11 protein-coding genes and 3 pseudogenes are annotated in these 13,202 nt (G+C 59.5%); 4 read left to right on the top strand and 10 right to left on the bottom strand.

What is annotated here, in order from left to right; genetic code table 11:
- Positions 1–271: 271 nt before the first annotated feature.
- On the bottom strand, positions 272–1,420 hold the full coding sequence (locus V1278_RS12870) for an amidohydrolase (RefSeq protein WP_334380979.1): 1,149 nt from the start codon (positions 1,418–1,420) through the stop codon (positions 272–274).
- 658 nt (positions 1,421–2,078) lie between these two features.
- Here V1278_RS12870 and V1278_RS12865 point away from each other — a divergent pair.
- Both V1278_RS12865 and V1278_RS12860 read left to right on the top strand, forming a co-directional pair.
- A pseudogene (locus V1278_RS12865) lies at positions 2,079–2,429 on the top strand (glycosyltransferase family 4 protein); the annotation flags it as partial.
- A gap of 392 nt (positions 2,430–2,821) precedes the next feature.
- Positions 2,822–3,679 carry an SDR family oxidoreductase gene (locus V1278_RS12860; RefSeq protein ID WP_334380978.1) on the top strand — a complete coding sequence of 286 codons (858 nt, stop codon included), beginning with the start codon at positions 2,822–2,824 and terminating at the stop codon, positions 3,677–3,679.
- Between the two features lie 49 nt (positions 3,680–3,728).
- On the opposite strand, the pseudogene V1278_RS12855 reads toward V1278_RS12860, so the two are convergent.
- A pseudogene (locus V1278_RS12855) lies at positions 3,729–3,881 on the bottom strand (DUF892 family protein); the annotation flags it as partial.
- Between the two features lie 39 nt (positions 3,882–3,920).
- Between V1278_RS12855 and V1278_RS12850 the strand changes: the two are divergent.
- Positions 3,921–4,211 (top strand): annotated as a pseudogene (locus V1278_RS12850) (Rieske 2Fe-2S domain-containing protein); the annotation flags it as partial.
- A 149-nt stretch (positions 4,212–4,360) separates the two neighbouring features.
- Here the strand turns inward: V1278_RS12850 and V1278_RS12845 are convergent.
- Positions 4,361–4,924: an NUDIX domain-containing protein gene (locus V1278_RS12845; RefSeq protein ID WP_334380977.1), complete on the bottom strand. Its 564-nt coding sequence runs from the start codon at positions 4,922–4,924 to the stop codon at positions 4,361–4,363.
- A gap of 265 nt (positions 4,925–5,189) precedes the next feature.
- Positions 5,190–5,846 carry an HAD family hydrolase gene (locus V1278_RS12840; protein ID WP_334380976.1) on the bottom strand — a complete coding sequence of 219 codons (657 nt, stop codon included), beginning with the start codon at positions 5,844–5,846 and terminating at the stop codon, positions 5,190–5,192.
- A 611-nt stretch (positions 5,847–6,457) separates the two neighbouring features.
- Between V1278_RS12840 and V1278_RS12835 the strand changes: the two genes are divergently transcribed.
- Positions 6,458–7,015 carry a diguanylate cyclase gene (locus tag V1278_RS12835; protein WP_334380975.1) on the top strand — a complete coding sequence of 186 codons (558 nt, stop codon included), beginning with the start codon at positions 6,458–6,460 and terminating at the stop codon, positions 7,013–7,015.
- Positions 7,016–7,208: 193 nt separating this feature from the next.
- Here the strand turns inward: V1278_RS12835 and V1278_RS12830 are convergent, their stop codons facing one another.
- From V1278_RS12830 to V1278_RS12805, 6 genes are all read right to left on the bottom strand, one after another.
- Positions 7,209–8,279: an ROK family protein gene (locus V1278_RS12830; RefSeq protein WP_334380974.1), complete on the bottom strand. Its 1,071-nt coding sequence runs from the start codon at positions 8,277–8,279 to the stop codon at positions 7,209–7,211.
- Positions 8,280–8,441: 162 nt separating this feature from the next.
- Positions 8,442–8,666, bottom strand: a complete 225-nt coding sequence (locus tag V1278_RS12825) for a hypothetical protein (RefSeq protein ID WP_334380973.1) — start codon at positions 8,664–8,666, stop codon at positions 8,442–8,444.
- Between the two features lie 195 nt (positions 8,667–8,861).
- Positions 8,862–9,344, bottom strand: a complete 483-nt coding sequence (locus tag V1278_RS12820) for a DUF3147 family protein (RefSeq protein WP_334380972.1) — start codon at positions 9,342–9,344, stop codon at positions 8,862–8,864.
- Positions 9,341–9,688 carry a DUF3147 family protein gene (locus V1278_RS12815; RefSeq protein ID WP_334380970.1) on the bottom strand — a complete coding sequence of 116 codons (348 nt, stop codon included), beginning with the start codon at positions 9,686–9,688 and terminating at the stop codon, positions 9,341–9,343. The genes V1278_RS12820 and V1278_RS12815 overlap by 4 nt, the downstream gene beginning before the upstream one ends.
- Complete coding sequence (locus V1278_RS12810; protein ID WP_334380969.1) at positions 9,685–10,290, bottom strand: cupin domain-containing protein; 606 nt, start codon at positions 10,288–10,290, stop codon at positions 9,685–9,687. Before V1278_RS12810 ends, V1278_RS12815 begins: the two co-directional genes overlap by 4 nt.
- Before the next feature lie 188 nt (positions 10,291–10,478).
- Positions 10,479–11,315: a YihY/virulence factor BrkB family protein gene (locus V1278_RS12805; protein WP_334380968.1), complete on the bottom strand. Its 837-nt coding sequence runs from the start codon at positions 11,313–11,315 to the stop codon at positions 10,479–10,481.
- Between the last annotated feature and the right edge of the window lie 1,887 nt (positions 11,316–13,202).

Genomic DNA, 13,202 nt, shown 5'->3' with positions numbered 1-13,202 from the left:
CTTCCACCCCAAAAGCCCACAAGCAGGTCTCGGCTCGTTCTAACTTCTGAGGTGCAAACGGCGAGTAGAAGCCATCTAAGGTAACGAAGCGTGCACATAACGGATTGCGTTAGTGGCGATGAGGCAACACCTCACGCTTTTCGATTCGTTCTAAACCGTATGAAGTTTTTAAGCGTTCTAATTTGTGAGGTGAACGCGAAGTCGAATGCAGCGGTCGCCGAGTCGTGATGCTTTGTTGTGCAGCGATATCAGGAAATTGATTCGCGCCACATCAACCCAACAGATTGCGCAACGCGCGAATGAAGACCCGCGAGCCGACTTCGATCAGCTCGTCCGGAAAATCATAGTCCGGCGCGTGCAGGCCGGCATGATCAACACCTGCGCCCAGGAAAAACATCGCAGACTTCGCTTTTCGGTTGAACAGACCGAAATCCTCAGAGCCGCGCAGCGGCAGACCCCGCGTAGAGTGCGCGATCCCTTCGGCATCAAGCGCGTTCTTCAGATGAACGACGGCCTCCGGCGCGTTCATGCAGTGAGCGAATACGTCGCGATAGGCGATCTCCACTTTCAGCCGCTCGTCTTCCGCAACGCGCCGAACCAGACTCTCAGCCTGCAAGCGGATGCTTTCCATCTTTGCATCCGTCAGCGTTCTCAGCGTCAACCAAAGCTCGGCATGACCCGGCGAGATGCCAAACGCCGGCTCGCCCAGCCGGGCGTGGGTGACCGTGACCATCGAGAATTCGCTAGTCAGCTCGCCGCCCTGTCCCAGCGCTGGGATTTCGTTCAGCAGCCGGACCATGGCTCGTTGCGGCGAAACGCCGAGCTCCGGATTCGACGCGTGCGCCGTTCGGCCGAACAATGCGATCTGCATGCCGCGCGAGGCGCAATTGGCCAGGCCTTCTGCGATGGCAACTTCGCCCAGCGCAAGTCCCGGCAGATTGTGCAAGGAAAACACGAAATCCGGCTGGACCTGCTGAAATTTTTTGTCGGCAAGCACGGAAGCCGCGCCCGATCCATCCTCTTCAGCGGGTTGGAACAGCAACACGGCCCGCCCGCAGCGCGGACGCGTTCGGCAGAGATCGCGCGCTACGGCTGCGAGGATCGTCATATGACCGTCATGGCCACAGAGATGCGCTTTTCCCGGCACCTCGGACCGATGCGGAATCGCGGACGTCTCTTGAATCGGCAGTCCGTCCAGTTCGGCCCGAAGCATGATCGTCGGGCCCGGCGTACTCCCGTCATAGATCCCGCCCACGCCATGCCCGCCTAATTCCGTAATGATCTTGTCGGCCCCGGCCGCCCTGAGAAACGCCTGTACGGTTCGCGCCGTCTCCTTCTCCTGCCCCGACAATTCCGGCCTGCGATGCAATTCGCGGCGCCAGGCCACCAATTCGGCGAGGTCCTGTTCGCGCAAGAACATGAGCTATCCCAGGTTCGTGACCATCGAGACCATCTGGCGGACGTTGAAAAATTCATCGATCGTACGCAATCTGATTCAACCTCTCCTTCGAGATGTTCCAAACGAGTCAGTCCGCCGGCAGTGACGGAGGCAAAAGGAATTCGTCTCCGGGGAGTGCGGCATAAGCCGTCAAACCATTGCGCAGGGAATGCCGGAAGCCCCGGACGCCATGCGCCGCGGGAACGCTGACTTGCGATCGGCCTTGGGAGGGGAATCGGCGGTTGACTCGGGAACCGCCAGCAATCAGAAAAAGCCCTGAAAAATGAACGGCAAGTATAGTTGGCATAAATAATTGGTCGGAGTGGCAGGATTCGAACCTGCGACCCCTGCGTCCCGAACGCAGTGAGCATCTTCTAACTTATTGATCCTTCTTGATGTGGAAGCCGTATCGGTCGCGTTCTGTTCACGGTCGTTTCACCCAATTCGTTGCGATTTCGTTGCGGCTTTCCTGACCGAGAACGAGACCCGATGAGGAATTGGAATATTCAGATGCGCGCGGCCGAGACCGGGATCTGGGTTCGCCGACACGACGTTTCTTCCGATGGCTGCGTTCCGAATGACCTGAGCGCGCCGCAAGATCTTGGTTTTCGCGGCAGGACGAGCATGATGTCGACAGCACATTCACGCGCATATCGATTGGTTGCACCTGCCGCTCCTGAGCCGGCTTGGCGTCCCGTTTCTGACCACCTGCCATGGGCGCCTGGACTTGCCTGGCCTTCCGGATTTGGTCCGTCGCTTTCCTGATGCGCCGTTCGTTTCGATATCGGACGATCAGCGCGCTCACTTGGGCGAGGCCAACTGGATCGGCACCATTTATCACGGCTTGCCGGCCGACCTGTTTCGGCCTTCGTTCGAGGTCGGCTCCTACCTTGCTTTCCTGGGCCGGCTGACGGCGGAGAAAGAACCGGAAGCCGGAAGACTATCCGAGCTCGATCGGCGTCAGGTGCGAATGCAGTTCGAGGTTTGCCGCAAGACGAATGGCGCAGGACTATCTCCGCCACTACAAGGCACTGGTTCATCCGATGCCAGCGAAGTTCATCCCGGCATCAGGCCCACCTTGGCCCCGTCAGTGCCCGATCGCCTTCCGGCCCCGTAGCAGGTAAGCCAGCCGTCAGTCTCCGCGTGCGTTCCCGACCATTCTGGCCCCACGGGTTGCCAAAATGGCCATGTCGCTCTGGCATCCGGCAGAATTGCGAAGCCGTCGCGGTAGTCCATCAACACCTTGAGGATGGTATCACCTGAAAGTTCACCTGCCAGCCTAATAAGCTACGTTGGGATCGCGCGCCGTTCGCCTGCTTCAGTGCAGGAACCAACCTGCAAAACGGAGGTTGGAACGCAATAGCGACCAGAGAGAAGGCAGCCATGCTGAATTTTCCCCGCCCTCCGTTTCCAAACCAACACCAACCGATGCCCGGCAAGACTGCCGCGATGAAGCCGGCGCCCGATCATGGCGAAACGTCCTACAAGGGCAGCGGTCGCCTCAACGGCAAGAAGGCCGTCATCACCGGCGGCGACAGCGGGATCGGCCGCGCGGTTGCCATCGCCTACGCCAGAGAGGGAGCTGACGTCTTGATCTCCTATCTCGACGAGCACGAGGATGCCCGGGAGACCGAGCGGCTGGTGACGGAAGCCGGCAGAAAGGCTGTCCTGCTTCCCGGCGATATACAGACCTCCAGTCAATGCCGCGCCGTCATCGCGAAGGCCGTATCGGAGCTTGGCGGTGTAGATATCCTCGTCAACAACGCGGCGCATCAGGCCAGCTTCAAATCGATCGATGACATTAGCGACGAGGAATGGGAACTGACGTTTAAGGTGAACATCCACGCGATGTTTTATCTTACCAAGGCAGCGATAAGCCACATGAAGCCGGGTAGCTGCATCATCAACACGGCGTCAATCAATTCGGATGTTCCCAACCCAACGCTGCTGGCCTATGCAACGACCAAGGGCGCGATCCACAATTTTACGGCCGGACTGGCGCAGCTTCTGGCCGAGAAGGGCATTCGTGCCAATGCGGTTGCTCCGGGGCCGATCTGGACGCCGCTCATCCCATCCACCTTGCCTGGGGACTCCGTGAAGAATTTCGGCAAGCAAGTCCCGATGAAGCGCCCCGGTCAGCCCGTCGAACTGGCGACCGCTTATGTCATGCTGGCCGATCCCCTTTCAAGCTACGTATCCGGCGCGACGATTGCCGTCACCGGCGGCAAGCCCTTCCTGTAGAAGGCATTCCGCCGGCTCCTTAAGACACTGCCAAGTCGCCAGTGCTGAGTCAGGCGGCGTTCGACGCCTTGGTGTTGACGCCCTTTCGAAGCGCGATGGTATTGAGCTTCGTGTTCGCCGCCTTTTCCTCATTGAGGTTGGTGGTCAGGAAACGGACGACTTCGTCGTGACCGAGCTTATCGGCCCAGGCAATCAGCGTGCCGCCACAGGCGCCTTGAGGCCCTCGACGAGATCACGGAAAGAGAACGTAACCGCCGTGAAGAACTTCGCCGAGTACCTCGCGCCGGGCGAGCTGGCCGATGTCAGCGACCTGAAGGCCGGACACGGCGCCATCATCCGGCAGGGTACAAGCAAGATCGCAGCCTATCGTGATCCTTCCGGCGCGTTGTATGTCCGCTCCGCAGCCTGTACGCATGCGGGCTGCCACCTGCATTGGAATTCATTCGAGACCTGCTGGGATTGCCCCTGCCACGGATCTCACTTCGCCATCGATGGAACACCGCTCAACACATCGGCCCATTGGCTGAGGTAAGCATCAGGGCGGAACAATGCGGTGACGAAAAGCAGCACAGCGAACCCGGGAACCTCAATCCGTTCGGTAGTCTCAATCGCCTCACCTAGATCCACGGGGCAGACACCCGACGTTGCGCTATACGCTCCTCGGGGGCTGCACGCGGGCGCTCAGATACTGAATGAGCACGACTGTTTTTGCATCGATGATCTCGCCAGTCGCAACCATGTTCGCAGCGTTCTCCAGGGTCGTCTCGACCACCTCGATATCTTCCCCCTCCTCTTTGATTCCGCCGCCTCCGGAAACTCTTTGTGCGGGCGGGAGCAAGTGAAGAAGAAAATCTTCTCCATGATCGATGCAGGACTGACGTAGAGTTCGAACAATCGTTCGACCTCGACAATTCTATAACCAAGCTCCTCTTCAATCTCTTTCCGGATTCGCTCTTCAGCTGTTGTACCGTCAAGCTTCCCGGCGCAGGCTTCCAGCGCGTTCTTTTCTCCATCTTGAAGGAATATGGGCAGCCCTAATTGCCGGGTCAGCAATACTGACTTGCGAGCCGGATCATAGGGAAGAACGACAGCAGAATTTCCACTGTCGTAAATCTCACGCGTGCACTGCTGTTGCTCACCATCGCGCCTGCACTGGGTATAACTGACGCTCATCAGCTTGGCTTTCTTGGTCTGCACGAGCGTCTCGATGTTTCGGATATGCACCATTTCGCCGAACGTTCTCATGGCCAATAAACGCCGACGAGCAGGTTTCGATCCTTAGTCCGGACAGAGCCGACGCTGCTAAGCCCGCGTCCCTAAGCCGGCCATTCCACCCGCACGCTCGCAATAAAAATCTGACCGGCGGACCGTGCCGCCTCTCGCACAGGCGCACGGCATGGATGCGCCGCTGACCTTACCAACAAGCACCACGCGATGCTGCGAAACATAAGTCATCGGATGCCTGCTCTATGAAACGCAAACTGGGCTTCCTGAGCGGTCCAAAGATCCTTCATCGCTCATGACTTTCCAGACTCGTTAGAAGCTCGGGCAAATCATCTGCAACGATGGAGCATCCAGCCTCAAGCAGCGCTTCCTTGGCGAAACCGCCAGTAAGGAGACCGGCGGCTGCCACACCGGCTGACCTCGCGGCCTCGGCATCATACGGAGTATCGCCGATCATGATAGCCTGCTCGACCGAGACGCCTAACCCTCGAATCGCCAACTGCACCAGCCGAGGGTCTGGCTTGCCATGATCGACATCGTCCCCACACGCCACACAGGAGATGAGGTCGTCGACATCCAGAAGCGATCGGTAATGTTTGAGTTCTGGGCCTTTGCAATCCGTAGCCAGCGCAATTCGTCCGCCAGCTTTGGCTATCGCCTCAAGTACATGACGCACGCCCGCGAAGGGCTTTGCCATTGCCAGATATTTGCCGTCGTAAACTTTCTCCTTGGCTTCGAGCACCCTTTTGCGCTCTTCAGCGCTTATAGCGGGAGCAATGAGCTGAAGCGTCTGGTCGCCGTCCAATCCAGAATAGAGTTGCAAAATTTCATAGGGTACCGTTGCGCCAAAATTGGCCAATGACTCCTGCAGGCTCAGCAAATTCTGGCGCACACAGTCGACTAGCGTACCTTCCACATCGAATATGTAGCCCGAAAACAGCATACAGCCTCCCACACCTTACACCGCGAGCGGCCTGACGATGATAAAGCTGTGCGGTCGAAACGGTTCCTAGACAATGGCAAAGCAATCATGCTTCGATCTGAAGCGCCTTTTGTCGCGTTGGATCTTGGGGTTCGGGCGAACCGGCCGCGATATCAAGGCTCCCGCGGCGAGTCCGCGGCCAAGCTCGCAAAGCATCGATTGCCCGGTCAAGGTCAACTCCCAACCTGGAGTTAGACGCTTTGGAGCTGTTCAGTATCCAGGATCCCTGCGGTTGCCGACATCGCAGTGGAATGTGGTTGCATAGCACGTTTCCTTCCGCTTTCGCTAATGCAGCGAAGCGCGGCCGTCGAAACCAGCCGGTTACGATACCCGTCAAGAGGGCCGAAACCAACGGTTGCGAATTTCAATTCGTCCGCGGCTACAACCACTGCTCGCGACCTTATGTTGCACGAGCGATCACTTGGCTACGGATTCGAGGCGCTCCCGCAGGGCGAGAGACTGCGGAGATGACCGCCGCCTCCTGCTGGCGAGCTCCAAATGAGTTCCGCCAGCGGAACGTTTGTGGCGGCTGCCGATTTATCCGTCCAGATACGTTGCAAAGGAGGTTTGACATGGGGCCCGACGAGGTCCTGCGGGGAATGTTGATGTACTTCGTGCTGCCGCTTTGGCTGGTCGCCGGCTTTGCCGATTATCTCTGTCATCGCGCCGCCCATATCGAAAAGACAAGCGGATGGAGGGAGTCGGTCCTGCACCTTCTTCAGTTCGGCGAAATGGCTCTTCCGGTGCTGGCCGCGCTTTTTCTTGAAATTACATCGGGCGTGATCCTAATTATGACCGTTTCTCTAATTCTCCATGAAGCAACTGCCATTTGGGATGTCCGCTACGCATCGGCAACGCGCGAGATCCAGCCGGCCGAACAGCACGTCCACAGCGTTCTCGAAATGCTTCCCCTAACGGGCTTGCTGCTGGTGGTTGCACTTCACTGGCCGGCCTTCGCAGCTTTGTTCGGCTTTGGCACGCCGGATTTTTCACTCACGCTGAAGCAGCAACCGCTACCCGTCCCCTACATCTTCACGATGCTGGTCTTGACCGCGCTGCTCGAAATTTTCCCCTACGTGGAGGAGTTGATCCGCGGTCTGCGTCACCGGGATCGGCCAGCACAGGATTAATCCATGCGCATCCTGATCGCGGTACGGGTTTATTGGATCTGCCATTCACGCACGGCTTTCCGCTGAGGGCATATCGGTGTCGCCCTCGCCGACGGGGCTGGGCAGGCCGCGTCACCTCGCCGCTGACCTTGCTCAGACGACGGGCCCTACCAACTGGAGGCCAATTCTCAAAGGCATCGACCGCCCGATAGCCTCAGCGTTCGCCCATGCCGTTGCGGTTGGTGAAGCGGGCGTTGCCCAGACCGGTGCCGATCGTCAGTACCCCCCACCGCTTCACGTCCTGCATGAATGGGACCTCGGAGAGCCCCTGCACGACGCCATCATTGTGCATGACGACGGCCGTGTCGTGCTCGCCGATCCGGGGGATCGCTTCGACAAGACTTGCCGGCAGATTGAACTTGCTGCTCTCCCAGTTGCCCGGCAGGTTCTGCGCGCCCTTTTTGATCGAGCCGTCGCTCTCGATGACGCCGGGGCACGCGACGCCGATGAACGGTGCGAGCTTGAATCCCTCGTCTTCCGCCTTCGCGATCAGGTCTTGGAGCATCTTGACGAGGCGCTTGACGGCGTTCTCACGGGTCGGCTCGTCGTCGGCATGACGCCACAGCTCGAACTTCCACACGCACGCCTTGGAGAGGTCCGGCGCCTTCTTGCGACGGGTTTCCACGACGCCGCAGCGGATGTTAGTGCCTCCAATGTCGACAGCAAGGATGGAGTCATGAGCTTCGAAAACCCAGGAAGGAGCGAGATGTAGCGCGCCGATAAGGCCTGCGTCGTCCGGGTGACGGTGGATCGGCAACATCTCGACCTTGAAGTTCTCGGCCTTGAGGAGAATTTCGGCGCGCGCGATGGCGAGTTCGCCGAGCCGGCTATCGCGAAAGCCGCCGCCCACTACGATGCGCTCGGTCTTATCCCAGGCCTTGGTCTTGAGGAAGCGGCGCGTTACGTGGGCGAGATCCTGCGCGAAGTCCTCGACGGCGCTGTGGACTACCGCTGACGCCTCGGTGTCGTCGCCAATCAGGATAGCGTCGAGTTCCTTCTTGCTGATGTTTTCGGAAAGCTCCTTCCCGAACGGGTCGTTGCCAGACTTGCGTAGCGGCTTCCGCCACTCTTCGAGAGTTTCCCGGAAGGCGCCTTTGCTGGCGCGGTCCCCGAGGAATCCTTCCTCATCCTTCAGTTCGAGGTTGAAACTGTCGATCTCAACCCACGGGAGGCGGGAGGCGCCGTGAGCCGCGATGCCAGTGGTCGTGATCGTTTCGTCGGCCATGCTGAACCTTGAACAAGCCGCGGGCAACTAGGGCGGTTTGCATTCAACACGCGCCCCGGACCGCGGTTCCTCGCGTCCTTAGGCAGGCTTCGCCCGGGGGCACAATCCGGGGTGACGATTGTGTAGCAGGCGCGCTAGCTCCTTCCGCTCCCTCAACCCCCTTCATTGCGGTCTCGAAAGCGCTTCCTGAATGTCGCGCGGGATTTCGCCCCAGACCTCGACCAAGCAGGCGGCAATCTCATTCATCCGCCATTTCGGTTCTCCCGACGTATCGTCTTGAATGGAACAGCCGGCGGCCGGCGGCGGGAGGCCGACGAGATCGCGGGCGAACGAGACAAGGGCCGTGCCCGATCCGCCATCGTCGCCGCCGCTCGGGCCATCGAGCACTATGAGTGCTGCGATATGGGACGTTGATAGCCCAGGCCGAGGAGCTCGGCCAGGCGAGATCGAGCGTTTCCTCACAACGAACTTGATTGAAGAAAACGCGGCCTACACCAAACTTATCCAAGACTTAACACGGGGCGCTACGCAAAGGCGTCCAGGCCAAGGCTTCGACCGCGGCTTGATGCCGCCATCGTCCGATCAGTCGTGGCGGCGTCGCGAATTCGCGGAGCTGCTGGTCTGTTCCACTGTCCGCACCGATCGCATTTTCCGGCGCGCGTACCAAGCTACCACTGCGATAGTTAGCCACGCGAGCGACGCGCCGACGAAGGCGGCGGGTACGCTGCTGCGTATTACTAGCACCGAAAAAGCGATCGCAAAGGCCAGCATGCCCATCGCGCCGAGCGCGGCGCCAGCGGCGTCGACGGCGGCCGCCATTTGCCCGCGGCGCTCACCCGCGAGACCCGCTTCGCGCTTGCGGCGGATTTCATGCTTCTCGATCAACGTCGCGCTTGCACAGAATATGGCCGGAAGGGCGAGAAAGAGGCCACCGACGAATGCTCCATAGCGGCTGCTGACGAGGCCGGTGAAGACGGTCGCGGCGCCGCCGAGCGCGAAGCGGATCAGATATTCGTACCAGCGTCCTTCCTTGAGAGATGACGGCGAAAAGCGGATCGGGGTCATGTCTGACCTCCGGCGAAGATTAGTAGCCCGAAGGCGACGATCAGCCAGACGACCAGCGACAATAACGTAGCAGTCACCGCTCGCAACTTCGCGCGGACAAGCAGGTGGCACACGATGACACTGTAGATGGCGAGCGCAATCGCTCCTGCAATCATTGCCTGGGTTTGCAGGGCGGCGTAGTCGGTCCCGTGCTGATACACCGCGATTCCAAGCGTGGCGAGCGCGACCGACGGAGCTGCTCCGAACAAGCCCGCGAAGCTCTTTGGACGCAGAAGATCTCCCAGCATCGCGAAGGCCGATACAACGGCGCCCCCGACCAGAAAGCGGATGATGTACTCAGTCATTTCGCTCTCTTCCAGAGTTTTGAGAGCGGTCCACCGGCCCCGTAAACCGGATCCTTGCGTGGCACCGGCACCTTCGGGATGGTTTTCAGCGCGCGCGGGTGGTCCTCGACGGTCGTGCACTCGTCGTATGTGCCGGTCGGCGGGTAGGCTCCGATGACGAGGAAATCATCGTCCGCTGAAAAGCACTGATGGCCGGTGCCGGCGGGGAGAATGGCGACGTCGCCAGCTTTCAGCGTGTAGATCCTGCCCTTGTTGCCGCCGAACCGAACGCGCCCCTTGCCGCGCGCGATGCCCAAGACCTCATGAATCCTGGAGTGATAGTGCACGTAGTCGTAGATGCCGTCGCGCCAGGTGTCGCCCCATCCATTAGCTTCGAACAGGTCCTCGATCATCGCCGCCGGATCATGGCGCTCGTCAAGATCGACGGCGCCGCGATAGATGATCAGCGGCCATCGCGGATGATTGGGAACGAGACCGTCATCTTTGAAGCGGGCGGCATGGGGTTTTCGCGCCTGGACGTGTTCCGGAGCCTTTGGTTTGCCGGGGCGTCGGAGGCCGGTGGCGCGCTCAGCATATTCCTTCAGATCTTCAAGAATCGGCATCGTCATTCTCCATTGAAGCTTCGACTGGGTAAGGTCGTGGTATCCCGAAGTGCGTCCTCGCTCGCAGAAAATTTCAGGTCTGCTCGGCCGGTCTATACGCTCGGCTGAACGTCGGCTGCGGTCGGAGTTCCCTCATACGCGACTGCTCGAACGCCGGCCGGAATGCGATCGTTGCTGCCCAGAACCCTTCAGTCGCGCCGTTTTAAGGAGCCGCTGTGCTTTGAGTAACTGTGGGTGACCTCGGCGCCCATCAGGATGATCTGCGACGTGTAGTAGACCCAAATCAGCACGACAACGATCGAGGCTGCCGCGCCATAGGTCGATTCGAGTCCTTGCTTACCGATATAGAAGCCGATGGCCGCCTTCCCCGCCTCGAAGAACAGCGCCGTAAGGAACGCGCCCAGCCAGACGTCGCGCCAGCCAACGGACACGTCGGGGAGCCATTTGAACATCATCGCGAAGAGCACCATCACGACGCTGAACGAAATCAGTATGCTGACGACGTGAGGTGCTCCCTCCGGCAAGTAGCTGGCGGCATATTTGCCGGCCGCGGCGAGGCCCGCACTCACGACGAGCGAGATCAGAAGGAGAAAGCCGAGCGCCAGCACGGCGGCGAACGACAGCACGTAATTGCGGGCGAAGTGCCAAAGCTCGGTCTCCTCGGACTCGCCCACCTCCCAGACCACGTTGAGCGCGTCCTTCAGCTGCACGACAACGCCGATGGCCGCGAACAGCAAGGCTCCGAGGCCCAGGACGGTGGCTAGAGTACCGGCGGCCGGGCGACTAGCCCCCGCCAGCATCGCTTCGACGGCCTTGGCCCCCGTTTCTCCGAGCATCTCCTTGATCGCTGACATGACTTGGGAAGTGACCGCTTCATGGCCGAAAAGTAGGCCCGCTACCGCGATAGCGATCACAATGATGGGGCCGAGTGAAAACACGGAGTAGTACGCGAGGGCGGCCCCTTGCCTGGCATCCTTGTGGCTCGACCACTTGGTCGCCGCCTCTTTGACCACCGTCCACCACATGTCCGGTCCAACAGAAGCTGTCGCGCTCCGATTAATAAAGGCCGTGGGAATGGAATGTTCCTGTCGGCTACGACTGAGCGGAACCGGCACTGCGCCTAAACGGAGGATTCGCGCGCGGCGGATATACGTCGATACCAGCAAGGAAGTTGGCGATGTTGATCACATCAAGGTCTTTGCGAGCCAAGATGTCGAAGCCTGGTTTAGTGAAAACGATCCGGAAGGCGTGGCGTTCGAGTATGAGGTTTTGGAGTGAACCGGATCAATCGGATCGGCTGCCGAAACCAAATTGAGTCACTAATCCGGAACAAACCCTGCTCGGGAAAATTAGGCGATTGTTAAGAGAAGGGACCTTTGCGGCCCCAGCGCACGCATCCTCCGAAGCACTCCCCGAAGGACTGGGGCCGTTTTTGGGGTGGCTGTGCGCCTCTTTCTATTGCCCGGGGTGCACATTCACTCTCATCGGCCCCAGCGTCTCCCTCCCCGAGGTGCTGGGGCTGATCTGTTCAGGGCTCGCGGCCAGATCGTCTCGCAGGTGCTCGGATCGCAGTAGCGGCCCCGGCAATACGCAACGCACCGGGGCCGCCGACCTTGGAGATACCCCCGGCTAGGGGCTTGGGGGCATTTTAGCCAGGGGCCGTACAGAATAGACCGCCAGTTGGGGACGGTCGGTACGGTCACTGACAAGGCAGGCCCGCCAGCGTGAACCGGCGGGCCGTAGATGCTCTACAACTACCGCCGAAGCCGCCAGCACTCGTCCCGCAGCGGATGTCGGCAGATCAACAGCCGGATCAGGTGATCCCGAAGGCGTGGCTTTTGATTATGAGGTGATCGGCCCAGAATAAAAATGGCCCCAGCGCGAGGCCGTGCGCCGAGGCCATCAAAGTATTCCCATTTCAAATTGCCGGACAGGGTAGTGGGTACCCGCCAAGCACCCCGACAGAACCGGGAAAAAATGGCAACGTCTTGTCCAATAGTGAACGGAACGCGGGAAGATCCGTCGAGCTCCCAGCCCTGCGTCGGACCCTTCTTAGGAACCTACCGCTTTACTGAGAGTCGATTCCACCTCTGCGATTGAGAGGATCTTTTCCGGGCCCGGAGACGCAAAAGCCGCCGCTGGGATAATCCCGCTAGGTTAAGGATCGGCTGGTCGCTTATGACCGAACATTCCAACCACTATTATATACTTGCGTTTCCGAAGGGGGCGGAGAGCCTCCTCAAGAAATAGTTGATGACCACGTCTTGATGGTAACCTGCTCAGGCTTGAACGCCGCTGCTCGCTCGACAACGCGTTGCCACTGCTACCGACGGTGACGTTCGCGTGCCATCGCTTCGTGCGCAAGCACGGTTCTAATCGCTTCGTCTAGCTCGCTACCCGACATCGTTCTGCGCATCCTCAGAATGATCTGTAGCGACATCAATGTAGTCACGTGTTCGGACAGGAGATCGAGCGCCTGGCGCTCGCAGAACCTTAGAACTGTTCGATAGCTTCAGGTGACCGGCAAACTAATGAGACAAGCTCAATTGCCTGACGCCGATCGTCGGAAGCGAAGCAGGGCTCATCGAACAACATGCCTTCGCCTACTTCACCCGCCATCAGTTCGACGCGGGGAGACCCCTTTGCCAACTTATTCTTCGCACTTCGCCATTCGTACTTCAGTAGTAAACGACCAAGATTCAGTTGGGCGCGTAGCGCGTCCCTAGAACCGGATAGGCGTCACTCGTTCGCACTTAGCGGACACCTTCGGTTGCTCTCGCGCACAACTTTATACGCCGCGGTTCATCGATGAATTTCAGAAGGGCTAAGTCGTGGAACTAAGAGCGCACTTGTATCAGCATCGGTTTAAATTGGGTGACAGGGTGCGCCTGAGCCAGCTTGGGAAGCAGCGA

Origin of the sequence: Bradyrhizobium sp. AZCC 1577 (assembly GCF_036924575.1) — a bacterium.
In the GTDB taxonomy this organism is placed as follows: Bacteria; Pseudomonadota; Alphaproteobacteria; order Rhizobiales; family Xanthobacteraceae; genus Bradyrhizobium.
Note: the sequence above shows the minus strand (reverse complement) of the source record. Positions and strands in the feature narration are given on the sequence as shown.

What these genes read in the sequence shown, in the direction of transcription:
- V1278_RS12860 (WP_334380978.1), top strand. Translation starts at nt 2,822, where the DNA reads ATGCTGAATTTTCCCCGCCCTCCGTTTCCAAACCAACACCAACCGATG.
- V1278_RS12870 (WP_334380979.1), bottom strand. Translation starts at nt 1,420, where the DNA reads ATGTTCTTGCGCGAACAGGACCTCGCCGAATTGGTGGCCTGGCGCCGC.
- V1278_RS12840 (WP_334380976.1), bottom strand. Translation starts at nt 5,846, where the DNA reads ATGCTGTTTTCGGGCTACATATTCGATGTGGAAGGTACGCTAGTCGAC.
- V1278_RS12810 (WP_334380969.1), bottom strand. Translation starts at nt 10,290, where the DNA reads ATGCCGATTCTTGAAGATCTGAAGGAATATGCTGAGCGCGCCACCGGC.
- V1278_RS12805 (WP_334380968.1), bottom strand. Translation starts at nt 11,315, where the DNA reads ATGTGGTGGACGGTGGTCAAAGAGGCGGCGACCAAGTGGTCGAGCCAC.
- V1278_RS12830 (WP_334380974.1), bottom strand. Translation starts at nt 8,279, where the DNA reads ATGGCCGACGAAACGATCACGACCACTGGCATCGCGGCTCACGGCGCC.
- V1278_RS12845 (WP_334380977.1), bottom strand. Translation starts at nt 4,924, where the DNA reads ATGAGAACGTTCGGCGAAATGGTGCATATCCGAAACATCGAGACGCTC.
- V1278_RS12815 (WP_334380970.1), bottom strand. Translation starts at nt 9,688, where the DNA reads ATGACTGAGTACATCATCCGCTTTCTGGTCGGGGGCGCCGTTGTATCG.
- V1278_RS12820 (WP_334380972.1), bottom strand. Translation starts at nt 9,344, where the DNA reads ATGACCCCGATCCGCTTTTCGCCGTCATCTCTCAAGGAAGGACGCTGG.
- V1278_RS12835 (WP_334380975.1), top strand. Translation starts at nt 6,458, where the DNA reads ATGGGGCCCGACGAGGTCCTGCGGGGAATGTTGATGTACTTCGTGCTG.